This is a genomic window from Streptomyces sp. NPDC046887, from assembly GCF_040644755.1.
Taxonomy (GTDB): domain Bacteria; phylum Actinomycetota; class Actinomycetes; order Streptomycetales; family Streptomycetaceae; genus Streptomyces; species Streptomyces lichenis.
In genome coordinates this window covers 87,526-113,171 of record NZ_JBEYXH010000011.1, presented here as the reverse complement: position 1 = coordinate 113,171, position 25,646 = coordinate 87,526, and the positions used below count along the sequence as shown (strand labels likewise).

Annotated in this window: 24 protein-coding genes, 1 tRNA gene and 1 riboswitch; of the genes, 11 read left to right on the top strand and 14 right to left on the bottom strand. The window is 72.8% G+C overall.

The window, feature by feature from the left end; translation table 11 throughout:
* Positions 1 to 25 precede the first annotated feature (25 nt).
* From ABZ945_RS13770 to ABZ945_RS13755, 4 genes are all read left to right on the top strand, one after another.
* Positions 26 to 523 carry a hypothetical protein gene (locus tag ABZ945_RS13770; RefSeq protein ID WP_361267950.1) on the top strand — a complete coding sequence of 166 codons (498 nt, stop codon included), beginning with the start codon at positions 26 to 28 and terminating at the stop codon, positions 521 to 523.
* The gene (locus ABZ945_RS13765; protein WP_361267948.1) at positions 520 to 1,308 is read left to right on the top strand and encodes a transcriptional regulator; all 789 of its coding nucleotides are present in this window, start codon (positions 520 to 522) and stop codon (positions 1,306 to 1,308) included. The genes ABZ945_RS13770 and ABZ945_RS13765 overlap by 4 nt, the downstream gene beginning before the upstream one ends.
* Positions 1,309 to 1,375: 67 nt before the next feature.
* Positions 1,376 to 1,900 carry a roadblock/LC7 domain-containing protein gene (locus ABZ945_RS13760; protein WP_361267946.1) on the top strand — a complete coding sequence of 175 codons (525 nt, stop codon included), beginning with the start codon at positions 1,376 to 1,378 and terminating at the stop codon, positions 1,898 to 1,900.
* Positions 1,901 to 1,906: 6 nt separating this feature from the next.
* Entirely contained in the window at positions 1,907 to 2,281 is a 375-nt protein-coding gene (locus ABZ945_RS13755; RefSeq protein ID WP_361267944.1) for a hypothetical protein, read from the top strand.
* A 142-nt stretch (positions 2,282 to 2,423) separates the two neighbouring features.
* Here the strand turns inward: ABZ945_RS13755 and ABZ945_RS13750 are convergent, their stop codons facing one another.
* Entirely contained in the window at positions 2,424 to 2,999 is a 576-nt protein-coding gene (locus ABZ945_RS13750; RefSeq protein ID WP_361267942.1) for a hypothetical protein, read from the bottom strand.
* A gap of 103 nt (positions 3,000 to 3,102) precedes the next feature.
* Positions 3,103 to 3,948: a MurR/RpiR family transcriptional regulator gene (locus ABZ945_RS13745; RefSeq protein WP_361267940.1), complete on the bottom strand. Its 846-nt coding sequence runs from the start codon at positions 3,946 to 3,948 to the stop codon at positions 3,103 to 3,105.
* A 179-nt stretch (positions 3,949 to 4,127) separates the two neighbouring features.
* On the opposite strand from ABZ945_RS13745, the gene ABZ945_RS13740 reads away from it, so the two are divergent.
* Complete coding sequence (locus ABZ945_RS13740) at positions 4,128 to 4,556, top strand: hypothetical protein (protein WP_361267938.1); 429 nt, start codon at positions 4,128 to 4,130, stop codon at positions 4,554 to 4,556.
* A gap of 387 nt (positions 4,557 to 4,943) precedes the next feature.
* Here the strand turns inward: ABZ945_RS13740 and ABZ945_RS13735 are convergent, their stop codons facing one another.
* Positions 4,944 to 6,329: a cystathionine beta-synthase gene (locus ABZ945_RS13735; RefSeq protein WP_361267936.1), complete on the bottom strand. Its 1,386-nt coding sequence runs from the start codon at positions 6,327 to 6,329 to the stop codon at positions 4,944 to 4,946.
* A 105-nt stretch (positions 6,330 to 6,434) separates the two neighbouring features.
* Here ABZ945_RS13735 and ABZ945_RS13730 point away from each other — a divergent pair, with 105 nt between their 5' ends.
* The 3 genes from ABZ945_RS13730 to ABZ945_RS13720 all read left to right on the top strand — a co-directional run bounded on the left by ABZ945_RS13730 (position 6,435) and on the right by ABZ945_RS13720 (position 10,267).
* The gene (locus ABZ945_RS13730) at positions 6,435 to 7,481 is read left to right on the top strand and encodes an SGNH/GDSL hydrolase family protein (RefSeq protein ID WP_361267934.1); all 1,047 of its coding nucleotides are present in this window, start codon (positions 6,435 to 6,437) and stop codon (positions 7,479 to 7,481) included.
* Between the two features lie 299 nt (positions 7,482 to 7,780).
* A complete protein-coding gene (locus ABZ945_RS13725) occupies positions 7,781 to 9,001 on the top strand; it encodes an acetyl-CoA C-acetyltransferase (protein WP_361267932.1) in 1,221 nt (406 codons plus the stop codon).
* 366 nt (positions 9,002 to 9,367) lie between these two features.
* Positions 9,368 to 10,267, top strand: a complete 900-nt coding sequence (locus ABZ945_RS13720) for a hypothetical protein (RefSeq protein ID WP_361268146.1) — start codon at positions 9,368 to 9,370, stop codon at positions 10,265 to 10,267.
* Positions 10,268 to 10,289: 22 nt separating this feature from the next.
* Here ABZ945_RS13720 and ABZ945_RS13715 read toward each other — a convergent pair whose 3' ends face one another.
* On the bottom strand, positions 10,290 to 10,622 hold the full coding sequence (locus ABZ945_RS13715) for a hypothetical protein (protein WP_361267930.1): 333 nt from the start codon (positions 10,620 to 10,622) through the stop codon (positions 10,290 to 10,292).
* Between the two features lie 99 nt (positions 10,623 to 10,721).
* On the opposite strand from ABZ945_RS13715, the gene ABZ945_RS13710 reads away from it, so the two are divergent.
* A complete protein-coding gene (locus ABZ945_RS13710) occupies positions 10,722 to 10,952 on the top strand; it encodes a DUF4287 domain-containing protein (protein ID WP_361267928.1) in 231 nt (76 codons plus the stop codon).
* 85 nt (positions 10,953 to 11,037) lie between these two features.
* Here ABZ945_RS13710 and ABZ945_RS13705 read toward each other — a convergent pair whose 3' ends face one another.
* Both ABZ945_RS13705 and ABZ945_RS13700 read right to left on the bottom strand, forming a co-directional pair.
* Positions 11,038 to 11,916, bottom strand: coding sequence for a Bax inhibitor-1/YccA family protein (locus ABZ945_RS13705; protein ID WP_361267926.1), 879 nt, complete (start codon positions 11,914 to 11,916; stop codon positions 11,038 to 11,040).
* Positions 11,917 to 12,103: 187 nt separating this feature from the next.
* Positions 12,104 to 12,188: transfer RNA gene (locus ABZ945_RS13700), tRNA-Leu, on the bottom strand.
* A 537-nt stretch (positions 12,189 to 12,725) separates the two neighbouring features.
* Between ABZ945_RS13700 and ABZ945_RS13695 the strand changes: the two genes are divergently transcribed.
* A complete protein-coding gene (locus ABZ945_RS13695) occupies positions 12,726 to 13,496 on the top strand; it encodes an ABC transporter ATP-binding protein (RefSeq protein WP_361267924.1) in 771 nt (256 codons plus the stop codon).
* A gap of 97 nt (positions 13,497 to 13,593) precedes the next feature.
* Positions 13,594 to 16,125 (top strand): FtsX-like permease family protein, encoded by a 2,532-nt coding sequence (locus ABZ945_RS13690; RefSeq protein WP_361267922.1) that lies wholly within the window; start codon positions 13,594 to 13,596, stop codon positions 16,123 to 16,125.
* A gap of 71 nt (positions 16,126 to 16,196) precedes the next feature.
* Here the strand turns inward: ABZ945_RS13690 and ABZ945_RS13685 are convergent, their stop codons facing one another.
* From ABZ945_RS13685 to ABZ945_RS13650, 8 genes are all read right to left on the bottom strand, one after another.
* Positions 16,197 to 17,504, bottom strand: a complete 1,308-nt coding sequence (locus tag ABZ945_RS13685; RefSeq protein WP_361268143.1) for a cyclopropane-fatty-acyl-phospholipid synthase family protein — start codon at positions 17,502 to 17,504, stop codon at positions 16,197 to 16,199.
* Between the two features lie 264 nt (positions 17,505 to 17,768).
* Positions 17,769 to 19,154: an NAD(P)/FAD-dependent oxidoreductase gene (locus ABZ945_RS13680; RefSeq protein ID WP_361267920.1), complete on the bottom strand. Its 1,386-nt coding sequence runs from the start codon at positions 19,152 to 19,154 to the stop codon at positions 17,769 to 17,771.
* A gap of 319 nt (positions 19,155 to 19,473) precedes the next feature.
* Entirely contained in the window at positions 19,474 to 20,406 is a 933-nt protein-coding gene (locus ABZ945_RS13675; RefSeq protein ID WP_361267918.1) for a Ppx/GppA phosphatase family protein, read from the bottom strand.
* On the bottom strand, positions 20,403 to 20,942 hold the full coding sequence (locus tag ABZ945_RS13670) for a DUF501 domain-containing protein (protein ID WP_361267916.1): 540 nt from the start codon (positions 20,940 to 20,942) through the stop codon (positions 20,403 to 20,405). The genes ABZ945_RS13675 and ABZ945_RS13670 overlap by 4 nt, the downstream gene beginning before the upstream one ends.
* A 74-nt stretch (positions 20,943 to 21,016) precedes the next feature.
* The gene (locus tag ABZ945_RS13665; RefSeq protein WP_361267914.1) at positions 21,017 to 21,499 is read right to left on the bottom strand and encodes a septum formation initiator family protein; all 483 of its coding nucleotides are present in this window, start codon (positions 21,497 to 21,499) and stop codon (positions 21,017 to 21,019) included.
* 163 nt (positions 21,500 to 21,662) lie between these two features.
* Positions 21,663 to 22,949, bottom strand: a complete 1,287-nt coding sequence (gene eno, locus ABZ945_RS13660) for a phosphopyruvate hydratase (protein WP_361267912.1) — start codon at positions 22,947 to 22,949, stop codon at positions 21,663 to 21,665.
* 317 nt (positions 22,950 to 23,266) lie between these two features.
* Positions 23,267 to 24,013, bottom strand: coding sequence for a transglycosylase family protein (locus ABZ945_RS13655; RefSeq protein ID WP_361267910.1), 747 nt, complete (start codon positions 24,011 to 24,013; stop codon positions 23,267 to 23,269).
* A gap of 3 nt (positions 24,014 to 24,016) precedes the next feature.
* A riboswitch (cyclic di-AMP (ydaO/yuaA leader) is annotated at positions 24,017 to 24,206 on the bottom strand.
* A 319-nt stretch (positions 24,207 to 24,525) separates the two neighbouring features.
* Positions 24,526 to 25,491, bottom strand: coding sequence for a transglycosylase family protein (locus tag ABZ945_RS13650; protein WP_361267908.1), 966 nt, complete (start codon positions 25,489 to 25,491; stop codon positions 24,526 to 24,528).
* Between the last annotated feature and the right edge of the window lie 155 nt (positions 25,492 to 25,646).

The window sequence follows — 25,646 nt, the reverse complement described above, 5'->3', positions numbered from 1 at the left end:
ACGGGGATCTGGGAGGGGAACCGGCGTGCCCGGAATCGACGAGTGCCTGCGCGAAGCGATGAGCCTGCCGGGTGCCCGCGGTGCCGCGCTCGTCGACTGGACCAGCGGGCTGGCGCTCGGCACGGCCGGCGAGTCCCCGGTGGGCGACCATGAGACGACCGCCGCCGAGACCGCCGAACTGGCCCGCGCGGCCGCCGAGTACGAGTCCTTCGCCCCGGGGGCGAACGGCCCGCCCGCGCTGCCGCCGGGCCCCTCGGCCGCCGCCCCGGCGCCCGTACCCCGCCCGGCCGCCCCCTTACCCGTACCCGTCCCCGCCCCCGCAGGGTCGGCCGACGGCCTGCGGGAGCCGCCCGTCGAGGACGTCATCGTCACCACCCGGACCGGCTACCACGTACTGCGGTTCGTCGGCACGACGTTCGACAGCAGCGTCTTCCTCCACCTCTGGCTGGACCGCCGCACCGGCAACCTGGCCCTCGCCCGGCTGCGGCTGCGCGAACTCGCCGAACGGCTGGTACTGATATGAGCGCGCACGCCGCAGCCCCCGTGGTCTCCCCCCTGCTGCTGCGGCTCGCCGAGGACCGCGCCACCGGCGCCCTGATCCGCGACCACGGCACCCTCTATCTGGTGGACGGGCGGGTGGTGCACGCCGAGAGCCCCGCGGCACCCGGTGTGGACGTGCTGCTCACCGCCGGGGGCCGACTGCCCCGGGCCGGTTGGCAGGAGGCCGTCGACCGGGCCGGCGCCCGCCGCGAGGTGGGCCGCTTCCTGGTCGACAGCGGGCGAATATCCGGCGGTGAGCTGGAGATATGCCATCTGGCCGCCCTCTTCGACGCGGCCTACTTCGTCCTCACCCCCGGCGGCGGCCCGACCCGTTTCCGCGGTGGCGTCGGGCACTGGATGGGCCAGGTGCGCCCGGTCCCCGCCGCCGACGTCCAGCGCGAGACCCTGCGCCGCCGCGAACTGCTGGAAGCCGTCTGGCCCTACCCGGCCGTCGACTCCGCGCCCGTCGTGCCGCGCACCCCCTCCCCCGGCCAGACGGTCACCCCCCGCCAGCGCGCCCTGCTCGCCCGCGCCGACGGCCGGCGCAGCCCCGTACAGCTCGCCCGTGAGCTCGGCCGCCCCGCCTTCCACACCCTGCTGGACATCCGCCGGCTGGCCGCGGCCGGGCTGGTCGCCACCCCGTACGAGCCGGCCGCGGCGCCTCCACAAGTCCCGCCCACCGTCCCGGCGTGGGTCGCCGACATCGCCGCCGACCCGGACACCGCCCTGCTCCGCCGGCTCCGCGACGCACTGGAGGCACACCTGTGACGACCCGTACGCGCCCCACGCGCTCATGAGGCGCGCCCTGCGACAACGCGCCGAGAGGAGACTGCTGATGACGGCCGAAGCCGAGGTGCTCGGCGAACTCAGAAGGCTGCGGGCCAGAGTCCCGCAGCTCACCGGGGCGCTCGCGGCCAGCGCCGACGGGCTGGTCCTGGCAAGGGACGCGGCCGACGCCGAGGGTGCCGAGCACGTCGCCGCGCTCACCGCGACGGCGCTCGGCGTCGCCCAGCGGCTCACCGACGCCACCGGACAGGGCGGCTTCCGGGAACTGCTGGTCCAGGGCGAGCACGGGTATGTCGCCACCTACGCGGCGGGCGGCTCGGCCGTCCTCACCCTGCTCGCCGAGCCCCGGATCAACGTGGGCCGCCTCCATCTGGAGGCCCGGCGCTCAAGTGCCCGGATCGGCGCCCTGGTCGACGAGGCCCTGGAACGCCGCCCCGAACCCCGGCCGCAGCGCCGCCCCGAACCGCGGACCCCCGCGCCCACCCCGGCCAAGTCCGGCTCTCTGCCCGTACGACCGCCCGCGGCGGCGCCCGCCGTACCGCCCCTCCCGACCCATCACCCGAAGGAAGCGTGAGACGCCATGGCCAACACCGAGACCGCCCTCAAGGAAGCCACCACCATCATCGACGGCGCCATCGGCGCGGCCCTCGTCGACTACACCAGCGGCATGGCGCTGGGCACCGTCGGCGGTGGCAAGGAGCTGGACCTCAACGTGGCCGCCGCGGGCAACACCGACGTGGTCCGCGCCAAGGTGCGCACCATGGAGATGCTCGGCCTGAACGAGGAGATCGAGGACATCCTGATCACCCTGGGCAGCCAGTACCACCTGATCCGCCTGCTCAGGAGCCGCGGCTCGAACGGGCTGTTCCTCTATCTGGCCCTGGACAAGGACCGCGCCAACCTGGCGATGGCCCGCCACCAGCTCCGCAAGATCGAGGCCACGCTGGAGATCTGACGGCCCGCCGGGATGCGGAGGCGGCGGTACGGGGCCGAGCCCGGCAGACGCACGCTGTACGGGGCCGAGCCTCACCGGCGTACGCGGCACAGTGGCGTGGCCCCGGCGGCTCGGCCGCAACGGCATCCGCGCCCGGACGTGCTCAGCGGCGGCGGGATCCGCCCGGAGCGGCGTCTCCGGCGGCGATCCCGGTGCAGCGGTAGCCGCCCACCGCACGCCCGGCCGGGCCGCCGCCGGTCACCGCTCGGCCGACCGAACCGGCCGGAAGCCACAGCAGCCGGTCGGCGGCCCGTTCCCGTCCGCCGAGCCAGGCGGCCTTCAGCCACAGCCCGGCCCCGGCGCCTGCGAGCCACAGTCCTCCGGCGCCGGGCAGCGCGAACGACGAGCCCACCGCCGCCAGGAACCCGGCGAGCAGCCACCAGCGCAGGGCCCGCCGCCGGTCCCGTACCGTACGGGCCCGGTCCTGGAGCGCATCGCCGCGCCCCGCCCGGACCGCCGCCCCGGCCCACCGCACATACGCACCGCGCCGGGCGAGGGCGACGGCCGCCGCGGTGACCAGGAAGAGGGCCGCCCCGGCGAGCAGCCCGATCCGCCGCCCGGTCAGCCCCGGGACCAGCGCGCCCACGGCGGCCGCGGCCACCCCCGTCCACCACAGCGGCGCCGCCCCGGCCCGCACCACCACGGCCACCCGCACCAGGGTCTGCCCCGTCCGCGCCATGCACGCCTCCCTTGATCCACCTCGGCTCGCCGGGCGGCAGGCTAACGCCCGCTTCTGAAGGTCTCCTGAGAGGCTGGGCCCCCGGCCCCCGGCCCCCTCTCCGCTACTCGGCGAAGAGCCCGCGGGAGGCCGCCGCCGCGTCGAACTCCTCCAGCCGCGCCTGCGCGTCCGGCAGCCCGTCGCACATGGCCTCCAGCAGCACCCGCCCCAGCAGCATCGGCGCGCAGGCGGTGTCGAAGGCGAGCCCGGTGCCGACGGCCGCCGGGATCAGCAGATCGCTGTGGCGGGCGACCGGGGCGAACGCGGAGTCGGCCACCGTGACCACGGTCAGCCCGGCCTCCCTGGCGTACGCCAGGGCGTCCACCACCTCGCGCGGATGGCGGGGCAGCGCGAAGCAGAGCAGCACCCCGGCCCCGGCCCGTACCGCCGCGTCGATCCGGTCGGTGAGCATGGTGCCGCCCTCGTCCAGCAGCCGGACGTCCGGGTGCACCTTGGCGGCGAAGTAGGCGAAGCCGCGGGCCTGCGAGGAGGCGGCCCGCAGCCCCAGCACGGGCAGCGGCCGGGAGGAGGCCAGCAGCCGCCCGGCCCGCTCGACCGGGGCCGGGTCGGCCAGCAGGGTGCTGAGGTGGCGCAGGTTCTCGATCTCCGCCTGCACGGCCTGCTGGTACTCGTTGAGCCCCTGCTCCCCGTCCCCGGCGGCGGGCTGCTCCCCCGGGGCGACCTCGCGCAGATGGCGGCGGAGCGCGGGGTAGCCGTCGAAGCCGAGCGCCACCGCGAACCGGGTGACGGACGGCTGGCTGACCCCGGCCAGTTCGGCCATCTCCACGCTGGAGAGGTACGGCACCTCGGCGGCGCGGCGCACCATCCAGTGCGCGATCCGGCGCTGCGTGGGCGTCAGCCGGTGGCCCTCGAAGAGCGCCTGGAGCCGCGCGGCCGGGCTGTCGCTCATGACCGTCCCCCTCGTTCTATTCACGCACCCATAACCCTGCATGACATTATGCAGAACGGGGGCCCGGAGGCCATCGGGGCCCAGAGGCCATCCGGTCGCCGCCCCGGGGGCCATCCGGGGAGCAAAGAGGGGGGTTAGCCCCAATGACCCGGCCCCGCGCACTCCGTACCGTAGCGAGCATGAAAGCCCACGATCACGAGCTCGCCAAGGAGCTCGACGCCACCCTGAGCGCCCGCCGCGATCTCGGCGCGGAGTATGAACCGGCGCTGATCGAGTCGTTCCTGGAGAAGCTCGACCAGCGGATGGAGGCCACGGTGGACCGTCGGGTCCGCCGCGAGGTGGCCGAGCAGCGGATAGGCGCGGTCCGCGGCAGCCGCTCCGGCGGCTCCGCCGAGGCCTCGCTCTCCGGCTTCGGCGAGCGCTTCGGCTTCGCCGTGGTCTCGCTGGTGCTGGCCGTCCCGCTCTCCGGGATCGGTGCCGGTGCGGCCGGTCTGGGCGGGCTGATGACCGTCTGGGCCGGGATCGTCGGCGTCAACGTCGCGCAGACACTGCGCGACGGGCCGATACGTCGGCGCCGGGAGGCGCGCGAGCGCCCCTTGGACGTCTGAGCCGACCCGCCTCACCGCCCTCCGGGCATGGGTCGGGGCCGCCCGCGCGGTGGCGGGCGGCCCCGGACGTATGGCGAGGACCGCCGCACCCCCGTGACCGGGGGGCGGGACGACGGCGGTCCCCGCGGGGGACACGGGCCCGGGTCAGGGCCGGTCTCCGCGTCCGCGGCGCGCTGGGTGGTCCGGGAGCCGCTCCGGAGGCCCTGGCGCCGACACATCCAACGATGACGCCCACGTGTTAAGGCGGTGCTGCCGCCATATGACGGGTGCGTACCGTTTCGGCGACATGCCCGCACCGCGGTTCTGACGCCGGGTCAAGGGCGCCTTGCCGGGCCGCCCCCGACGCGTGACAGGGCCGGCGGCTACTTCGCCGTGCGGGCCCGGCGGCTACTTCGCCGTGCGGGCCAGGAAGGCCAGCAGGTCCTGGCGGCTGACGACGCCGGTGGGCTTGCCCTCGACCAGGACGATGGCGGCGTCGGCGGTGCCGAGGACGGCCATCAGGTCGCTGACCGGCTCGCCCGAGCCGACCTGGGGCAGCGGCTTGCTCATGTGCTTCTCCAGCGGGTCGTCCAGCGAGGCGCGCTGGGTGAACAGCGCGTCCAGCAGCTCGCGCTCGACCACCGAGCCGACGACCTCGGCGGCCATCACGTCCGGGTGGCCCGCGCCCGGCTTGACGATGGGCATCTGGGAGACGCCGTACTCGCGCAGCACGTCGATGGCCTGGCCGACCGTCTCGTCCGGGTGCATATGGACCAGGGTGGGGATGGCCCCCTCCTTGTCGCGGAGCACATCGCCGACGGCGGCGGAGGTACCGGCCTCCTCCAGGAAGCCGTAGTCCGCCATCCACTCGTCGTTGAAAATTTTCGAAAGGTAGCCCTTGCCGCTGTCCGGCAGCAGCACCACGACCACGTCGTCCTCGCCGAGGCCCTCGGCGACCTTCAGCGCGCCGACGACCGCCATCCCGCAGGAGCCGCCGACCAGCAGGCCCTCCTCCTTGGCGAGGCGGCGGGTCATCTGGAAGGAGTCCTTGTCGGAGACGGCGACGATCTCGTCCGTCACCTCGGCGTCGTAGGCGGAGGGCCAGAAGTCCTCGCCGACGCCCTCGACCAGATAGGGGCGGCCGGAGCCGCCGGAGTAGACCGAGCCCTCCGGGTCGGCGCCGACCACGCGCACCTTGCCGCCGCTGATCTCCTTCAGATAGCGGCCGGTGCCGCTGATGGTGCCGCCGGTGCCGACGCCCGCCACGAAGTGGGTGATCTTCCCGTCGGTCTGCTCCCACAGCTCGGGGCCGGTGGTCTCGTAGTGCGAACGGGGGTTGTTCGGGTTGGAGTACTGGTCCGGCTTCCACGCGCCGGGGATCTCACGGACCAGCCGGTCGGAGACGTTGTAGTACGAGTCCGGGTGCTCCGGGTCGACCGCGGTCGGGCAGACCACGACCTCGGCGCCGTACGCCCGCAGCACGTTGATCTTGTCGGTGGACACCTTGTCCGGGCAGACGAAGACGCACTTGTAGCCCTTCTGCTGGGCCACGATGGCGAGACCGACACCGGTGTTGCCGGAGGTGGGCTCGACGATGGTGCCGCCGGGCTGGAGCGCGCCGCTCTGCTCGGCCGCCTCGATCATGCGCACGGCGATGCGGTCCTTCACCGAACCGCCCGGGTTGAAGTACTCCACCTTGGCCAGGACGGTGGCCTTGAGGCCCTTGGTCACGCTGTTGAGCCGCACCAGCGGGGTGTTGCCGACGAGGCTGATCATCGAATCGTGGAATCGCACCGTAAGTCTCCGGGATCTCCGTAATGGTCAGTCCAGCGTATGCGTAGTCGGACACGGTTACGGGGCAGTTACCTGGTGTACGCACACGAGGAGGTGGCTGCGCCTATGTCGAGGGCGAGGGTGGCACGGCGGATCGCGGCGGGCGCGGCCTACGGGGGCGGGAGCATCGGACTGCTGGGCGCCGCCGCGATCGGCGTGCTGGTGGCCGAGATGCAGCTGGCGAAACGCTCGGTGGGCGGTGGCACGGCCCCGATCCCGCCGCGCGGGGACGGGCTGTACGGGGCGGGGTACGGCTCGCCGACCTTCCCGGTGGCACCGGTACGGCTCGCCCTCCTGGGTGATTCCACCGCCGCGGGACAGGGGGTGCGCCGGGCGGGCCAGACGCCCGGTTCGCTGCTGGCCTCGGGGCTGGCGGCGGTCGGGGAACGCCCGGTGGAGATGCGCAATCTGGCCCTGCCGGGGGCCCGCTCGGACGATCTGGACCGCCAGGTGACGCTGGCGCTGGCCGATCCGGGGCGGCTGCCGGACGTGTGCGTGATCATGATCGGCGCCAATGACGTGACCCATCGGATGCCGCCGACCGAGTCGGTGCGCCATCTGGCGGCGGCGGTGCGGCGGCTCCGTACGGCGGGCGCGGAGGTGGTGGTGGGCACGTGCCCGGATCTCGGCACCATCGAGCCGGTGTACCAGCCGCTGCGCTGGCTGGCCCGGCGGGTGTCCCGGCAGCTGGCGGCGGCGCAGACCATCGTGGTGGTGGAGCAGGGCGGGCGGACGGTGTCGCTGGGCGACCTGCTGGGCCCGGAGTTCGCGGCCAACCCGCGGGAGATGTTCGGGGCGGACAACTACCACCCCTCAGCCGAGGGGTACGCGACCGCGGCGATGGCGGTGCTGCCGACGGTGTGCGCCTCGCTGGGGGTGTGGCCGGAGGCCGAGCGGCTGGACGCGGACCGGCGCGAGGGCATGCTGCCGGTCGCCCAGGCCGCGGCGGAGGCGGCCGACGAGGCGGGCACCGAGGTCACCGGCGCCCGGGCCCCCTGGGCCCTGCTCAAGCACCGCCGCCGGCGTCGGCTCCCCGCCCCGCCCGCGCCGGAGCCGGGGCCCTCGGCGTCGTCCGCACCTGCGCCGCTGCGGGGCGACGCCCGACGGCGGTGACGGGGGGCGGCACCGGGCCGCCGGACTGGCGGGGGCGGAGGCCTGGACCCCGGGGATCGCCCCGGCGTCCGCCCCAGGAGCCCGGACCCAGGCCCGGCCGCCCAGGACCCCGGGGACCGCCCCGGCGGCCGCCCCGGGTGTCCCCGCCCCCCGCGGCGGGTATCGGTCCTCCAGTCCCACCGAACTGAGCGGGCGCTTAGAAATGCGGCCCGCATCACACACCCGCCCGGATGACCCCGAGTGATACGTGCGGGTAACTTCCCTCTCAGTCCTGCCCTCCTCGCCCTCATGGAGCCGTGATGCCCGAAGCCGTGATCGTCTCAGCCGCCCGTTCCCCGATCGGCCGGGCCTTCAAGGGCTCCCTGAAGGACGTGCGGCCGGACGACCTGACCGCCACGATCATCCAGGCCGCGCTGGCCAAGGTGCCCGAGCTCGACCCGCGCGGGATCGACGACCTGATGCTCGGCTGCGGTCTGCCCGGCGGCGAGCAGGGCAACAACCTGGGCCGGATCATCGCCGTGCAGATGGGCATGGACCACCTGCCGGGCTGTACGGTCACCCGCTACTGCTCCTCCTCGCTGCAGACCTCCCGGATGGCGCTGCACGCCATCAAGGCGGGCGAGGGCGATGTCTTCATCTCAGCCGGCGTGGAGACGGTGTCCCGGTTCGCCAAGGGCAACTCCGACAGCCTGCCGGACACCCACAACCCGGTGTTCGCCGAGGCCGAGGCCCGCACCGCGGCCCGCGCCGAGCAGGAGGGCACCGACTGGCACGACCCGCGCGAGGACGGGCTGCTGCCCGACGCGTACATCGCGATGGGCCAGACCGCGGAGAACCTGGCCCGGCTCAAGGGGATCACCCGCCAGGACATGGACGAGTTCGGCGTACGGTCCCAGAACCTCGCCGAGGAGGCCATCAAGAACGGCTTCTGGGAGCGCGAGATCACCCCGGTCACCACCCCGGACGGCACCGTGGTGGCCAAGGACGACGGCCCCCGGGCGGGCGTCACCCTGGAGGGCGTCTCGGGCCTCAAGCCGGTCTTCCGCCCCGACGGCCTGGTCACCGCGGGCAACTGCTGCCCGCTCAACGACGGCGCCGCCGCGCTGGTGATCATGTCCGACACCAAGGCGCGCGAGCTGGGCCTGACCCCGCTGGCCCGGATCGTCTCCACCGGCGTCTCCGGCCTCTCCCCCGAGATCATGGGCTACGGCCCGGTCGAGGCCAGCAAGCAGGCGCTGTCCCGCGCCGGGCTGACCGTCGGCGACATCGACCTGGTCGAGATCAACGAGGCCTTCGCCGCCCAGGTCATCCCGTCCTACCGGGACCTGGACATCCCGCTGGAGAAGGTGAACGTCAACGGCGGCGCCATCGCCGTCGGACACCCCTTCGGCATGACCGGCGCCCGGATCACCACCACCCTGATCAACAGCCTGCAGTTCCATGACAAGCAGTTCGGCCTGGAGACCATGTGCGTGGGCGGCGGCCAGGGCATGGCGATGGTGATCGAGCGCCTGAGCTGATACCCGAAGGCATACGGAATGGGGGCTCGGTTTCGGCCGGGTCCCCGTTTCCGTTCCGGGGGGCCTTTCCGATACGGTCACCGCCCCGCCGCGGGGTCCTTCGTCACCGCCCGGTACACGGTGAATACCGTTGCGTCACGGCGCAAACATCCGCGCCCGAGCCGTGACCGAATCTCCCCCAGGATGTGACCTGCCTCTCCGGGTGGGCACGTTCCCGCAGGTCACCGCCGGATCGAGGGTGGGACACCAGGCGAAAGACCTGTCCATTTCGTGACGTAATGCACTGACAGGGGGCGCGCGCACCCGACAAGCTGATGTAGGAAGTGCGGGGGATCGATTGAAGTCGGGAGTAAGTCAGTGAGCGCCATGTCTCTCGCCCTGCTGCTGACCACGGCCGCCGCCACGGTCGTGGGCGCCGCCGCCCTGCACGCCGCCCACGGGCTGCGCAAGCAGGTCGCCGCGCTGCGCACGGAGCTCGCCCACGCGACCCCCACCGCCCCGGCGGCCCCCGCCCCCACCGTCCCGCACGCCCGCGCCGCCGAGGACATACGGGCCGCGGTCGCCGAGGCGCTGGCCGAGGAGCGGGAGCGGGAGCTGGCGGAGGCCCGGGCGTTCTGGGCGGCCCAGGAGGCGCGGGACGCGGCCGACTCGCTCGGCCCGCTGCCCGGCGGGTCGGTCGGTCTGCCCGACGACGGCGCCCCCTTCTTCGTACCGCGCCAGGCGGATTTCGTCGGACTGGACGGGATCGGGCTGGAGCTGGGCGCGGAGTACGGCGAGTACGCGGCGTACGCGGACGGGCTGGACGACCCGGTGAGCCTGGAGGACGTGGACGCCCTCGCCGCCGAGCTGCCCGAGCTGCCGGGCGTCGCGGACCACCCGGAGGACTCCCCCGAGCTGGCCGCCGCCCGCCGCCGGCACCCCTCGCACCCGGACTTCGTACCGGTGCAGACCCCGGTGGTCACCGACCACGAGCGCACCGTGGCGCGTCTGGAGGAGCTGGCCGCGACGGCCACGGCGCTCACCGACGTACGCCCGGGTCCGCTCGGCACCCTGGACGTGTACGTCTTCGCGGACGGGACGACCCTCTGTATGACCCCCGGGCACCGGGAGACCGCCGAACGCCTCGCGGACGCGCTGCGGGCCGGCCGGGAGCCGGTGCTGCTGGGCGGGTCCGGGGTCTCCGGCGCGTACGCCCTGACCTTCTCCTGCGGCAGCGGCGCCGACAACGTCTACATCCTGGCCGACCGCGTCATCGCGTCCCTGTAGGACCGGTAGGACCTGGGGCTTCTCAGAGCCCGGAGGCGGCGGCCGCGCGCTGGACGGCCGCCAGGGCCTCGTCCCGCTCGCGGGTGAGCGGGGAGTCGGCGGGGGCCGTCCGCAGAACCTCCGCGAGATCGTTGCAGGCGACCACCAGCTGGTCCGCGACGGCGAACATCCCGGCGTCCGGCATGGTCAGCGGCGGCGCGCCGGGGGCCTCGATCCGCTGGGCGCGCAGTGACAAGTCCCTGGCCAGAGCCAGTGCGCCGGCCGCCGCGCCCTGCTGGAGGCGGCTCTGCGGCGCCGCCCGCAGCCGGTCGGCGAAGCGCTCCACCGCGCCGGTCAGTCCACTCGTATCAAGCACTCCGCGACCCTACGCGCCCCCGCCGGACTGTTGCCAACGGGCGAACGCTCAGGCACGGTGACGTGAAGGAGCACACGCTCGACGCGTCCGGAGGCGCCGATGTCCCACGTCTTCTCCGAAGAGACCCACCGCAACCTGATCTCCCGCATCCCCGACATCACGGGGCGCCAGTTGTCCGAATGGCTTCGCACCGTCGAGGAAGGCCCCTCCCTCGTCCGCTTCGAGGAGAAGGTGAGCTGGCTCCGGGGCGCGCACGACCTCTCGTACGGGCACGCCAAGGCGATCATCCACGAGTACGACCTGCGCCGGGCCGCGCGCAAACTGCTCTGACCCCGTCCGGAGCGACGGACGGAACGGCGGAGGGGCCCGCCCGGCTGCTGCCGGACGGGCCCCTCGCTGCTGGGAGCGGGACGGGTCAGTCGTCGCCCTGCAGGATCGAGATGAGCCGCAGGAACTCCAGGTAGATCCAGACCAGGGTCATGGTCAGACCGAAGGCCGCCAGCCACGCCTCCTGGCGCGGGGCGCCGTAGGTGAGACCGTCCTCGACCTGCTTGAAGTCCAGGGCGAGGAAGCAGGCACCCAGGATGATGCCGATGACACCGAACAGGATGCCCAGGCCACCGCTGCGGAAGCCGAGGCCGTCACCGCCGCCGATCAGGGCGAACAGCAGGTTCACCACCATCAGCAGCATGAAGCCCATGGCCGCGGCCATCACGAAGCCGACGAACCGGCGGTTCACCCGGATCCAGCGCATCTTGTAGGCGATCAGCACACCGGCGAACACCGCCATGGTGCCGAGCACCGCCTGCGGCACCGCGCCGGGCGTGACATAGGTCGAGACCGCGCTGGAGATGACGCCCAGGAAGACGCCCTCGAACGCCGCGTACAGCAGGATCAGCGCGGGCGAGGCCTTGCTCTTGAAGGCCTGGATCATCGCGAAGACGAAGGCCACCAGGGCGGCGCCGACGCCGATGCCGTACGAGGTGTTGATGTTGGCCGGGTCGACCGGCAGCAGGAACCAGGAGAGCGCGGCGGTGACGAAGACCGTGCCGAGCGTGATGGCCGTGCGGCTCACCACGTCGTCGATGGTCATCGCGCCCGAGCGTGCCGGGGCCTGCGTGGGGTCACCGAGCTGGGTGTCCTGCGCGTACGGGTTGGTCGCGTACGGGTTCGTCGCGTAGGGGCCTGCTCCGGCGGCGGGGCTCCCGGCCTGCGGCTGCTGCGCGTTGAAGCCCGCGTAGCCGGTGTCGCGGCTGAACCCCCGTCGCGAGAAGACCGGGTTGCTGCTCCTCATCTCACTCCTCCATGGCCGCCGTGCGCGGCCTTGGGACAAGAGTAATGGGGACGCAAAAGAAACACCCTAGTGCTCGGGGAGGATCTTTCCCTCTCCGAGCACGTGACCGGCGGCCGGGGCAGCGGTCCGCCCGGGTGTCCCACCAGGCCAGAAGGGAACGTACGTTCGAACGGTAGTGCATCGACAGTGCCCGGAGCCGGACTCGAACCGGCACGGCCCGAAGAGGGCCAGCGAGGTTTAAGCTCGCCGTGTCTACGTTCCACCATCCGGGCATCACACGCGCACGCGCATACGCCCATCCGCGCGGGTCACGCTGGCACATGAGCCTATCCGGGGCGCGTCCCCCGATCAGCGGAGCCGTGGCCCGATATTGTCTTATTCTATTGGGGCCTGAGGGAGCGTCAGCCAAGGCGGGCAAGGTCGCCTGGGCCCCCTTCGGGGCTCGCTGCCGCAAAGCGTGCGCAAAGGAATGACGGAAAGTCGTCGCCCGGTGTGACCTTGTCATGACAATGCGCCGCGCCCCGTCCCGGGAACGCGCCGAACTCCCTACCGGGGACGTGCCGCACCCCGCCCTGGGAACGCCCCGGGGACGCCCCGGGAACATGCCCCCCACCACCAGGTCGCCTCAGGGGTGCCGTCATACCTCAGGAGGAGCGGACGGGGCCGCGGTCCGACTCCAGGCTGTCCCGGGAACGGGCACGCGGAGGGACGTTTCGGGGGTGGGCCGGGGGCCACGATGGACAGGTCCTCGACAAGCGCGCCCGACCAGCGGTCGCGCCGCCGCCGCGCAACCCGAACGGGAGTCCCTCGTGACCACCACCTCCACCGCCTACCGCGCCACCGCGGTGGCCGCCCGTGCCACGGAGCTGTCCAAGGTCTACGGACAGGGCGAGACCCAGGTGGTCGCACTGGACCGGGTCACCGTGGACTTCCGGCAGGGCGAGTTCACCGCGATCATGGGCCCCTCCGGCTCCGGCAAGTCCACCCTGATGCACTGCGTGGCCGGTCTGGACACCTTCTCCGGCGGCTCGGTGCGGATCGGTGACACCGAGCTGGGCTCGCTGAAGGACAAGCAGCTCACCCAGCTGCGCCGGGACAAGATCGGCTTCATCTTCCAGGCCTTCAACCTGCTGCCCACCCTGACCGCGCAGGAGAACATCACCCTCCCGATGGACATCGCGGGCCGCAAGCCCGACCAGGAGTGGGTGCGCAAGGTCATCGACATGATCGGGCTGTCCGGGCGACTCGGGCACCGGCCCGCGCAGCTCTCCGGCGGCCAGCAGCAGCGTGTCGCGGTGGCCCGCGCGCTGGCCTCCCAGCCCGAGATCATCTTCGGCGACGAGCCGACCGGAAACCTGGACTCGCGCTCCGGCGCCGAGGTGCTGGGCTTCCTGCGCAACTCGGTGCGCGAGCTGGGGCAGACCGTGGTGATGGTGACCCACGACCCGGTGGCCGCCTCCTACGCGGACCGGGTGATCTTCCTCGCCGACGGCCGGATCGTGGACGAGATGCTGCACCCCACGGCAGACGGCGTGCTGGACCGCATGAAGGAGTTCGACGCCAAGGGCCGTACGAGCTGAGCCCCGGCCCGGGGGCGCCACCCGGCCCCCACCGGCCGCGCCCCGGCCGCACCTGCTGACCTCCTGAGACAAACCCAACCCACCGGGACCCCACCTCATGCTCCGTACCGCCCTGCGCAACGTGCTCGCGCACAAGGCCAGGCTGCTGATGACCGTGCTCGCCGTGATGCTCGGCGTCGCGTTCGTCTCCGGCACCCTGGTCTTCACCGACACGCTCTCCCAGGCCTTCCGCAACCAGTCCGCCAAGAACTACGACGACGTGGCCGTGGCGGTCACCTCCTACGCCGACGGCTCGGACCCCGAGTCCGGCTACGGCGTCCCCCAGAAGACCGTCGACAAGATCGGCGCGCTGGACGGGGTCACCGGCGTGAGCGCCCGGGTGAACGGCTTCGCCGGGGTCGCCGACCCGGACGGCAAGCTGATCGGCGTCGGCTGGTCCAACAAGGGCGCCAACTTCGCCCCCGGCAAGGACGGCAAGGACCCGGCGTACGCCTTCGGGCAGGGCTCCGGCCCCACCGCCGCCGACCAGGTCGCCCTGGACCAGGACACCGCCGCCAAGGGCAGGTACAAGGTCGGCGACCGGGTGCGGGTGGCGACCAACGGGCCGGTGAAGGAGTACACCCTCAGCGGGATCTTCACCACCGACGACGGCGCGGTCAGCGCGGGCGGCAGCCTGGTGCTGTTCCAGACCCCGGTGGCGCAGAAGCTCTACCTGGCCCCCGGCCACTTCCAGGACGTCAACGTCAACGCCGCGCCCGGCACCGACGACGAGAAGCTGCTCGACCAGGTCGTACCGCTGCTCCCCAAGGAGGCGGTGGCCCGCACCGGCGCCACCCTCGCCGACGAGCAGGCCAAGGACATCGAGGCCGGGATGAGCGGCCTCAACCAGGTGCTGCTGGCCTTCGCCGGGATCGCGCTCTTCGTCGGCGTGTTCCTGATCGCCAACACCTTCACCATGCTGGTCGCCCAGCGCACCAAGGAGATCGCGCTGATGCGGGCGGTCGGCGCCTCGCGTCGCCAGGTCACCCGCTCGGTGCTGGCCGAGGCCGGTCTGGTCGGCCTGGTCGCGGCGGCGGTCGGGCTCGGGCTCGGCGTGCTGCTCGCCATGGGGCTGCGCTCGGGGATGTCCAGCTTCGGGATGAAGGTGCCCGGCGGGCCGCTGGTCGTCACCGCGACCCCGATCGTCTCCGCGCTCGCCGTCGGTGTGCTGATCACCATGCTGGCCGCCTGGCTGCCGGGCCGCCGGGCCGCGAAGATCCCGCCGGTGGCGGCGATGAACAGCGTCCACGCGGCGCCCTCCGCCAAGTCCCTGCTGGTGCGGAACATCATCGGCTCGGTGATCACCGCGCTGGGCGCCACCGCGATCGCCGGCGGCGCCGCGATGGCCGACGAGACCGGCCGCTATCTGATCGCGCTGGGCGCCTTCTTCGCCCTGATCGGCGTGATCGTGCTGATCCCGCAACTGTCCCGGCCCATCGTGGCCCTGGCCCGGCCGCTGCTGGTCTCGGTCTTCGGCGTGGCCGGCAAGCTGGCCAGCCAGAACGCGGTCCGCAACCCGCGCCGCACCGGCGCCACCGCCTCCGCCCTGGCCATCGGGCTCACCCTGGTCACCGGTCTGTCGGTGGTCGGTGTGACCGTCGGCCAGTCGGTGGACAAGATGACCACCGACAACATCCGCGCCGACTACATGGTGGCGATGGCGAGCGGCGGCCCGCTGGACGGCTCCGCGCTGGCCGCCGTGGAGAAGGCCCCGGGCGTCAGCGCCGTCTCCCCGCAGACCAGCACCTACCTCAAGCTGGACGGCGAGTTCGCCTCGGCCTCCGCGGTCACTCCGGACGACGTGGCGAAGGTGCTCACCGTCAAGACGGTCTCCGGTGACCTCGGCTCGCTGGCCGGCGGTCAGGTCGCGGTCGACGAGGACTCCGCCAAGAAGCACGGCTGGAAGGTCGGCGACACCCTGCCGACCGTGTTCGGCGACGAGAAGAAGGGCTCGCTGAAGGTCGGCGCGGTCTTCCAGGGCAGCGAGTTCCTCTCCCCGGTGCTGGTCAGCAGCGAGCTGGCCGCGCAGCACGAGAAGAAGCCGAACATCCAGCAGATCTTCGTCAAGATGGACGGCGGCCAGTCCGCCGCCGGTGAGAAGGCCCTGGTCAGCGCCCTGGGCGAGAACCCGGCGATCAGCGTGATGGACCGCCAGGACATCCGCGACCAGTTCGGCGGCATGATCAACATGATCCTGAACATCGTCTACGCGCTGCTGGCGATGGCACTGCTGATCGCCGTCCTGGGTGTGGTCAACACCCTGGCCATGTCGGTCTTCGAACGGCAGCAGGAGATCGGCATGCTGCGGGCCATCGGCCTGGACCGGCGCCGGGTGAAGCGGATGGTCCGGCTGGAGGCCGTGGTGATCTCGCTCTTCGGCGCGCTGGTCGGCATCGTGCTGGGCGTCTTCCTCGGCTGGGCGATCGGCCAGTCCCTCAAGGACGACCTGCCGGGCTACGCGCTGGTCCTGCCCTGGGGCCGGATCGGGATCTTCCTGCTCCTGGCCGGACTGGTCGGTGTGCTGGCCTCGCTCTGGCCGGCCCGCAGCGCGGCGCGGCTGAACATGCTGAACGCCATCAAGGCGGAGTAGGGCAAGGAGAGGGAAGAAGAGAGGGCCGGGCCCCCTGAACGCGGGGGCCCGGCCCTCGGGCGTACGGTGCCTCAACTGCCGTCGGCTGGCGTCTCGTTCCAGACGCGGGGGCGCAGGGGCAGGCCCGAGTGGCCGTCGGGACCGGTGCGGACGGCCAGGATCTGGTTGACGCCGATCTGGTGGCGCTCGAAGGCGAGGGCGGCGGCGGCCATGTAGAGCCGCCAGACGCGAGCCCGGCCCGGGGAGGTCAGGCGGACCGCCTCGGGCCAGTGGGCCTCCAGACGGGCGACCCAGTGGCGGAGCGTCAGCGCGTAGTGCTCGCGCAGCGCCTCGGTGTCGCGGACCTCGAAACCGGCCCGCTCCAGAGCGGAGGTGGTGCGGCCCAGCGGGGCGAGTTCGCCGTCGGGGAAGACGTACGCGTCGATGAACGGGTCCAGCCGGTACGCGGACTCGTCCCGTTCCGGGCGGCGGGCGATCTGGTGGTTGAGCAGCCGCCCGCCGGGGCGCAGCAGGGCGTACAGGTCGTCGGCGTACTCCTGGTAGCGCTCGGTGCCGACGTGCTCGGCCATGCCGATGGAGGAGATCGCGTCGTACGGGCCGTCCCGGACGTCCCGGTAGTCCTGGACGCGGATCTCGATCCGGTCGGCCAGCCCCTCCTCGGCGATCCGCTTGCGGGCGTACGCGGCCTGCTCGGTGGAGAGGGTGACGCCGACGACGGTGGCGCCGTACTCGCGGGCGGCGTGCAGGGCCATCGAGCCCCAGCCGCAGCCGACGTCCAGCAGCCGGTCCCCCTCCTTCAGGGCCAGCTTGCGGCAGACCAGGTCGAGTTTGGCGCGCTGGGCCTGCTCCAGGGTGGCGCCCTCGGTGAAGCAGGCGCAGGAGTAGACCATCGACGGGCCGAGGACCAGGGCGTAGAAGTCGTTGCCGACGTCGTAGTGGTGGCTGACGGCCTGCCGGTCGCGGCGTCTGGTGTGGGTGCGGCCGGTGCGGCCGCGGATCTCCTCGGTGGGCGGCGGGGGCGGCGGCCAGGGCCCGCCGAGCCGGACCAGCTCACGGGCGGCGGCGCGCAGCCGGGGGTCGCGTACGGGACGCACCGGCCGCTGGTCGCCGCCGCGCTCCCACAGCAGTGCGGCGATCCGGGCAAGGAGGGCGTACAGATCGCCGTCGGCGTCGAGTTCACCGGCCACCCAGGCCCGGGCGAGGCCGAGCTCGCCGGGCTTCCAGAGCAGCCGGCGCAGCGCCCTGCGGTGCCGGACGACCAGGACCGGTGCGCCGGGCGGTCCGGCCTCGCTGCCGTCCCAGGCCCGGATGCGGACGGGCAGGGGTACGCCCAGGAGGTCCTGGGCGAGAGCGGTCAGCCGCGACGCGGCGTCGGCCATGGTGCACACCTCCGTGACGGTTCGGCGGAGTTCGCTGTGCTCGAAGCTCTGTGCTTGAAGCTCTGTGCTCGACTCCACGAGAACACCGGAGGTGCGGGCGCGCAGTCCCGAAACGAGGCAATGCGCGGGCAAAAAGGCCGGGGGTAAGGCCGGGGGTACGGGGGCGGTGCGCGGGCAAAGGGGCCGGGGGTACGGCGAAGGGGCCGCCCGCACCACGGATGGCGGGCGGCCCCTTCGACGAGGAGCGGTTTGGCTACCGGACGGTCAGGAGGCCTTGGCCTTCTGCGGGGCCGGCTCGGTGGCCGGCGCGGCCGGGGCGGGCTTGGCGGCCTCGTAGAACTCCTCGCGCGGCGTCTCCATGGCGCCGAGCGAGACGACCTCGCGCTTGAGGAACATGCCCAGCGTCCAGTCGGCGAAGACCCGGATCTTGCGGTTCCAGGTCGGCATGGCCATGCCGTGGTAGCCGCGGTGCATGTACCAGGCGAGGCGGCCCTTGAGCTTGATCTTCATCTTGCCCATGACGATCATGGCGACGCCCTTGTGGACGCCCAGACCGGCCACCGCGCCCTTGTTGGCGTGGCTGTACTCCTTCTGCGGGAAGCCCCGCATACCGGAGATGACGTTGTCGCCGAGGACCCGGGCCTGGCGCAGCGCGTGCTGGGCGTTCGGCGGGCACCAGGCGTTGGGGTTGCCGGCTTTGCGGCCGACCAGGTCGGGGACCTGGGCGTTGTCGCCGGCGGCCCAGATGTAGTCGGTGCCCTGCACCTGGAGGGTGGGGGCGCAGTCCACGTGGCCGCGGGGGCCGAGCGGCAGGCCGTAGCGGGCCAGCGCCGGGTTGGGCTTGACGCCGGCGGTCCACACGATGGTGTTGGAATCGACCTCAAGGCCGTTCTTCAGCACCACGTGGCCGTCGACGCAGGAGTCCATGGAGGTGTTGAGGTAGACCTCGACCCCGCGGCCCTCCAGGTGCTCCTTGCCGTACTGGCCGAGCTTGGGGCCGACCTCGGGGAGGATCTTGTCGGCGGCGTCGACGAGGACGAACCGCATGTCCTCGCGCTTGACGTTCTTGTAGTACTTGGCCGCGTCGCGGGCCAGGTCCTCGACCTCGCCGATGGTCTCCGCGCCGGCGAAGCCGCCGCCCACGAAGACGAAGGTCAGCGCCTTGCGGCGGACCTCCTCGTCGGTGGTGGAGTCGGCCTTGTCCAGCTGCTCCAGCACGTGGTTGCGCAGGCCGATGGCCTCCTCGATGCCCTTCATGCCGATGCCCTGCTCGGCGAGGCCGGGGATCGGGAAGGTCCGGGAGACCGCGCCGAGCGCGACCACCAGGTAGTCGAAGGGCAGCTCGTACGCCTCGCCGACCAGCGGCGCGACGGTGGCGACCTTGCGGTCCTGGTCGATGGTGGTGACGCGGCCGGTGAGGACTTCGGCCTTCGGCAGGACGCGTCGCAGCGGGACGACGACGTGCCGGGGCGAGATGCTGCCGGCGGCGGCTTCGGGGAGGAAGGGCTGGTACGTCATGTACGAGCGGGGGTCGACGACCGTGACGGTCGCCTCGCCGTAGCGCATCTTCTTCAGAATGCGGCGAGCTGCGTACAGGCCTACGTACCCTCCGCCTACTACGAGGATCCTGGGACGCTCCGTGGTGCTCATGCCATCGAGTATCCACCCGCCCCACACCCCCTGCTCGTGCGCCCCTTCACAAGGATGGGAAGCACCTCTGCTACACTGCGCCGCCCACGTGACCCAGGTCATGCCGGCGAGGGGGAACCGGAAGGGGTTCCGGGACGTTGCTCACCCCCCGTGAACTGCGCAGAGAGCGTTCCGTAACGCCCATGCGGCACCCCGGTTCACGCCTGGGAAACAGAGCCGTAGCCGCCCTGTGAACCTGCGAAAGGGCCCTGAGCGGCGGCCCGGTGACCACGAACGGCCCCCCGGACCCCCGTCAGGGCCCTTTTCCTTGTGAAGAACTTCACGAACCTTTTCCGGGGGCCACCAGCGAGTGGGCGATCCCGTCCAGGATGTCGTGCTCCGAGACCACCACCTCGGCCGCTCCGGTGCGCTCCATGACGGCCTGGAGGACCAGCGCACCGGCGGTGATGACGTCCACCCGGCCCGGGTGCATCACCGGGATCGCGGCCCGCTCGTCATGGCTCGCGGACAGCAGCCGGGCGGTGACCGCGTCCACCCGCTCGCGGCTGATCCGCGAGCGGTGGATGGCCGCCGAGTCGTACGCGTCCAGCTCCAGCGCGATGCCCGCGACCGTGGTCACCGACCCGGCCAGCCCGACCAGCACCCGCGCCTCCCGGATCGGCACCGTCCGCTCCGCCAGGTCCAGCGCGGCGGCGATGTCGGCCCGGATGGCGGCGGTCTCCGCCTCGGTGGGCGTGGAGCCGCTGACGTGCCGCTCGGTCAGCCGTACGCAGCCGATGTCCACCGAGCGGGCGGCCCGCACCGCGTCCCGGCCGACCACGAACTCGGTCGAGCCGCCGCCGATGTCCACCACCAGGTACTCCTCGGAGCCGGGCAGCTCCCTGGTCGCGCCGGTGAAGGAGAACTCCGCCTCCTGGTCGCCGCTGATCACCTCGGGCTCCACGCCCAGGATCTCCCGCACCCCGGCGGTGAACTCGTCGCGGTTCTCGGCGTCCCGGGAGGCGGAGGTGGCGGCGAACCGCACCTTCTGCACCCCGTGCTCCGCTATCACCGCCGCGTACTCCCGGCAGGCGGCGAAGGTGCGCTCCAGCGCCTCCGGGGCGAGCCGGCCGGTGCGGTCCACGCCCTGGCCGAGCCGGACGATGGTCATCCGCCGGTCCAGGTCGACCGCCTTCCCGGTCTCCGGGTCGATGTCGGCGACCAGCAGCCGGATGGAGTTGGTGCCGCAGTCCACGGCGGCGACCCGGGTCATCCGGCACCCCCCTGGCAGCCCTCGCCGGGCGCCACGCAGGGGCCCTTGGCCCACCACTCGGGCAGCATCGCGAGGGCCTCGTCGCCCAGCGGGTTGACCCCCGGGCCGGCCGCCAGCGAGTGGCCCACCAGGACGTGCAGGCACTTGACCCGGTCCGGCATCCCGCCGGCGCTGGGGAAGCCCTCCAGCACCTCGATGGCGTCCCGGCGGGCGAGGTAGTCCTCGTGCGCGGCCCGGTAGGCGGCGGCCAGCTCGGGGTCGGCGGCCAGCCGCTCGGTCATCTCCTTCATCACCCCGTTCGCCTCCAGGGTGCCGATGGCGGAGGCGGCGCGCGGGCAGGTCAGGTAGTACGTGGTGGGGAACGGCGTGCCGTCGGGCAGCCGGGGCGCGGTCTCCACCACGTCCGGGTTGCCGCAGGGGCAGCGGTGCGCGATGGCCCGCAGGCCGCGCGGGGGGCGTCCGAGCTGGGCCTGGAAGGCGGCGATGTCCGCCTCGGTGGGCTCGGTGCGTTCGGTGGGCGGAGGGGGCGTTTCCATGCCTGCCTTGGTTCTCTTGTCTCTCTGTGTCCCGCGGGACCGCCGGGTGCCGGTCCTTCGGGGCTGCTACGGGTCTACGGGTCCCGGGGGTCCGGGGAGGAGCGGTCGGCGCTGTCCACGCCGTCCCAGAGGTTGGAGTACCACGGGCGGTCGGCCGCGCCCGGGTCGCCGGTGCGCTCGGCGGCCGCGTCGGGGTCGATCACCGTGTAGCCGGTCTCCCCCGGCAGCACGTAGTGCAGGTGCTCGCGGGCCAGCCGGCGGACATAGGCGTCGTCCTGGAGCCGGGCCTTCTCGTCCCGCAGCCGCTCGACCCGCTCGGCCGCCTCGGCCGCGTTCCGCTTCTGCTCGGCGATCTCGCCGCGCTGGGAGACGTACTGCCGCATCGGGTAGGCCAGCGCCACCACCAGCGAGCAGACCACCAGCGCCAGGAAGGCGGCCCGGCCGGTGAGGCGGGAGCGGCGGTCCTGGCGGCGGGTCTGCGAGCGGTAGACGCGGGCGGCGGTCTCCCGGCCGAGCAGCCGCAGCCTGGTCGCGGTCGAGAACCGGTCCCGGGCCATCTCGCGCCTCCCCTCGCCCCGCCGGGCGGCTTCCCGCCCGGCACTTCCGGCAACGTACGTACGTCCCCGGACACGGTACGGGACCGCGGCCGGGGACGTACGGAAGGAGGCGGCGTGCGCCGTGCTGAGCGGGCGTCAGCCCTAACTCTCAGCCTCGGAGCTCTCAGCCCTCGAAGCGGAAGCGGGGGAAGGCGGAGCGGCCGGCGTAGACCGCGGCGTCGTCCAGCATCTCCTCGATGCGCAGCAGCTGGTTGTACTTGGCGACGCGCTCGGAGCGGGCCGGGGCGCCGGTCTTGATCTGGCCGCAGTTGGTGGCGACGGCGAGGTCGGCGATGGTGACGTCCTCGGTCTCGCCGGAGCGGTGCGACATCATGCACTTGAAGCCGTTGCGCTGGGCCATCTCGACGGCGTCCAGGGTCTCGGTCAGCGAGCCGATCTGGTTGACCTTGACCAGCAGGGCGTTGGCGATGCCCTCCTCGATGCCGCGGCCCAGACGCTCGGGGTTGGTGACGAACAGGTCGTCGCCGACCAGCTGCACCTTGGTGCCGAGCTTCTCGGTGATGGTCTTCCAGCCGGCCCAGTCGTCCTCGAACAGCGGGTCCTCGATGGAGACCAGCGGGTAGGCCTCGACCAGCTCCGCGTAGTAGTCGGTCATCTCGGCGGCCGAGCGGGACTTGCCCTCGAACGCGTAGGAGCCGTCCTTGTAGAACTCGGAGGCGGCGACGTCCAGGGCGAGCGCGATGTCCTTGCCGGGCTCGTAGCCGGCCTTCTTCACGGCCTCCAGGATGAGGTCCAGGGCCTCCCGGTTGGAGCCGAGGTCCGGCGCGAAGCCGCCCTCGTCGCCCAGGCCGGTGGCCAGGCCCTTCTCCTTCAGCACCTTCTTCAGGGTGTGGTAGACCTCGGCGCCCCAGCGCAGGGCCTCGGAGAAGGACTCCGCGCCGATCGGGGCGATCATGAACTCCTGGATGTCCACGTTGGAGTCCGCGTGCGAGCCGCCGTTGAGGATGTTCATCATCGGCACCGGCAGCAGGTGCGCGTTGGGGCCGCCCAGGTAGCGGAAGAGCGGGAGGTCGGCGGCCTCGGAGGCGGCGTGCGCCACGGCGAGGGAGACGCCGAGGATGGCGTTGGCGCCGAGCGAGGACTTGTCCGGGGTGGCGTCCAGGTCGAACATCGCCTGGTCGATCAGCCGCTGCTCGGTGGCGTCGTAGCCGACGAGCTCCGGGCCGATCTGCTCGATGACGGCGAGGACGGCCTTCTCGACACCCTTGCCGAGGTAGCGGTTGGTGTCCCCGTCGCGGAGCTCAAGGGCCTCGAACGCGCCGGTGGAGGCACCGGACGGGACGGCGGCACGGCCGGTGCTGCCGTTGTCGAGGCCGACCTCGACCTCGACCGTGGGGTTGCCTCGCGAGTCGAGGATTTCCCGGGCTACGACGACGTCGATGGACGGCACGAGCATCTCCTTCTGGGATGTGACGCAAGGGGTGACGCGTGGAGTGCAGGGCCGGTAGGGCCTTGCGGCAAGAGCCTAACCGCCCGGGGGTCCGCCGCCCGCCGACGCCCGCCCGCTGGGACGAAAAAGGGGTCATCCGATGGGATCACCGGGCAAACGGCCGCAGACCTACCAGCCGGTAGCCGTGTCCGGCCCCCCGGGGCCGGATATGGCGGACCCCGGCCCGGACGGATCCGGGCCGGGGTCGCCGTACGCCGCCGGTGTCCGCGAAAAGCACCGGCGGCGCGCCAGTGGCGGCCCCGAGGGGGCCGCGGGGCTCAGCTCAGGTGGAGCTGCTGGCCCGGGTAGATCAGGTCGGCGTCGTCGACGATGTCCTTGTTGAGGTCGAACAGCTTGCTCCAGCCGCCCTGGACCTTCTTCGCACCGGCGATGGTGGAGAGGGTGTCGCCCGTCTTCACCTTGTACTCGCCGTCGCCCTTCTCGACCTTCTTGCCGGTCGGGGTGGTGACCTTCTCGCCGGAGCCCGAGGCGGAGCCCGAGCCGGTGTCGGCCTTCGGGGCGGCCTGCGGCGCGGTGCGCTGCTGGCTGCGGGTGGTGGGCTGCTCGGCCTTGCGCTCCTGCTGCTGCGGCTGGGCCTGGGGCTGGGCCTGCTGCTGCGGGGCGGACTCCTCGCCGCCGCCGCTCTGCGCGGACGCGCCGGACAGGTCCACGCCGCAGCTCGGCCAGGCACCCTTGCCCTGGCTGGCGAGCACCTTCTCGGCGACCGCGATCTGCTGGGACTTCGAGGCCTGGTCGGCGGTGGGGGCGTAGCTGGTGCCGCCGTACGCGGCCCAGGTGGACGCCGAGAACTGCACACCGCCGTAGTAGCCGTTGCCGGTGTTGATGGACCAGTCGCCGCCGGACTCGCACTGGGCGACCTTGTCCCACTCGGCGGTGGTGGCGGCGGAGGCGGAGGTGGCGCCCAGCAGCGGGGCGGCCACGGCGGCACCGGTGATACCGGCGAACGCGGCGAAACGGACGGCCTTGGACGGGCGACGGTGCTTGGCCTTGCCGGAAAACAGCATGGGTCATCTCCTCACCGACGCCTGCGAGGTGAGCTGTCGGGTTCGGGCGAGTGAGTTGGCCCGGTCGCGCGGTGGCGACTTCACCCCAAGCCGGTCCGGTCGGTCGTACGGGACTCCTGACGAGTCCTCGCACGGCGGCCGTCCGCGGCACTTACCTTGGGTCCCCCGCTCCTGCCTTCGGCGCGTGAAGCGACGACTGTGCCCGACGGCCGGCGGCAGGATTCGGCGTTCCGGTCGGCGGGGCCCGCGGTGAGCGAGCGGTGACGACCGTAGACACAGACCTCGCCCGAGATCAAAAACGGACATCAAGGTCAATGCGCCCGTATCGCGGCGCCTGTGACGGGCGTTTGCGCTGGTAGCGGGCACAGTGGGCGTACCGGACGCACGAGGGGCGCCAGTTGGGCCAAAGAGACTCATGTCTCACTCGCGCCCCACCCGCCCAGAAATGGACAAACGGCCACGTAATCCCCTTGGGATCACCTGGCCGCAGGCCCGTTTCCGCCGCTGTCTGACTACTTCTGATCGTCCGTCAGCTGGAGGTCCTGACCGGGGAGGATGAGGTCGGGGTCGGTGCCGACGGTGTCCTTGTTGGCCTCGTAGAGGGCGGTCCAGCCGCCGTCCAGCTCCCGCTCCTGGGCGATGGCGGTGAGGTTGTCGCCGGGCTGGACGGTGTACGCGCCGGGGTCGGTGCCCACCGAGCCGCGCTCGGTCCCCTCGCCGCGCGAGGTGCGGGTCTCGCCCTCCCGCTCGCCCTCGGTGCCGTCGGCGGCGGTCTCCTCGTCGCCGGGCAGCCCCGGGCCGGTGGCGGCCGGCTGCTGGTCGCGTCCGGCCTCGTCGGCCGGGTCGGCGTCGGTGCTCGCGGACGGGTCGGCGGAGGGCTCGGTGGCCGGCTCCTCCTCGGGCGCGGGCTTGCCGCGGTGCTTCCCGGTGCCGGAGGCGGGCGCCTCGGTGTCCGCGGTGGTGGAGGCGGAGGCCCGGGCGTCGGCGGCGTCGGTCTTCTCCGGCGCCTCCGGCTCGATCTCGGGCCGGTCGGCGTCACGGGAGGCGGTGCCGGTGGTGGGCGGGGCGGCGTCCCGGTCGCCGTGCGGGGTCTCGGCGGACTTCGCCGGCTTGCCGTCCGGGTCACCGGCGGACGGGGACGGGGAAGGGGCCGGGTTCCGGGAGGCGTCGTCCTCGCCGAGCCCGGCGATGGGCGCGCAGGTCTGCCAGGCCGCCGCGCCACCGGCCGCGTACACCTTCTCGGCCACCGCGATCTGCTGGGAGCGGCTGGCCAGATCCGGCCGGGCGGCGTGGGTGAGACCGCCGTGGGACTCCCAGGTCTCCTGGGACATCTGGAGCCCGCCGTAGAAGCCGTTGCCGAGGTCGGCGCTCCACATGCCGCCGGACTCGCACTCGGCGACCCGGTCCCAGGTGGCGGCGTCGGCCGCGGTGGCGGTGCCCGCGCCCAGCAGCGGAAGGGCGATGGCCGATCCGGTCACCCCTGCCGCGACGACGATGGCGGGGGCTTGACGGGGTCGTCGGTGCCGGCCGTTCCCGGAGCGCATGCGGTGAGCCTTTCGCGTGACAGCTGAGGTGTCCGAGAAAGTAGCGGCATTCGAACGTCAGTCACAAGTCGATGCAGCGGAGATCACGC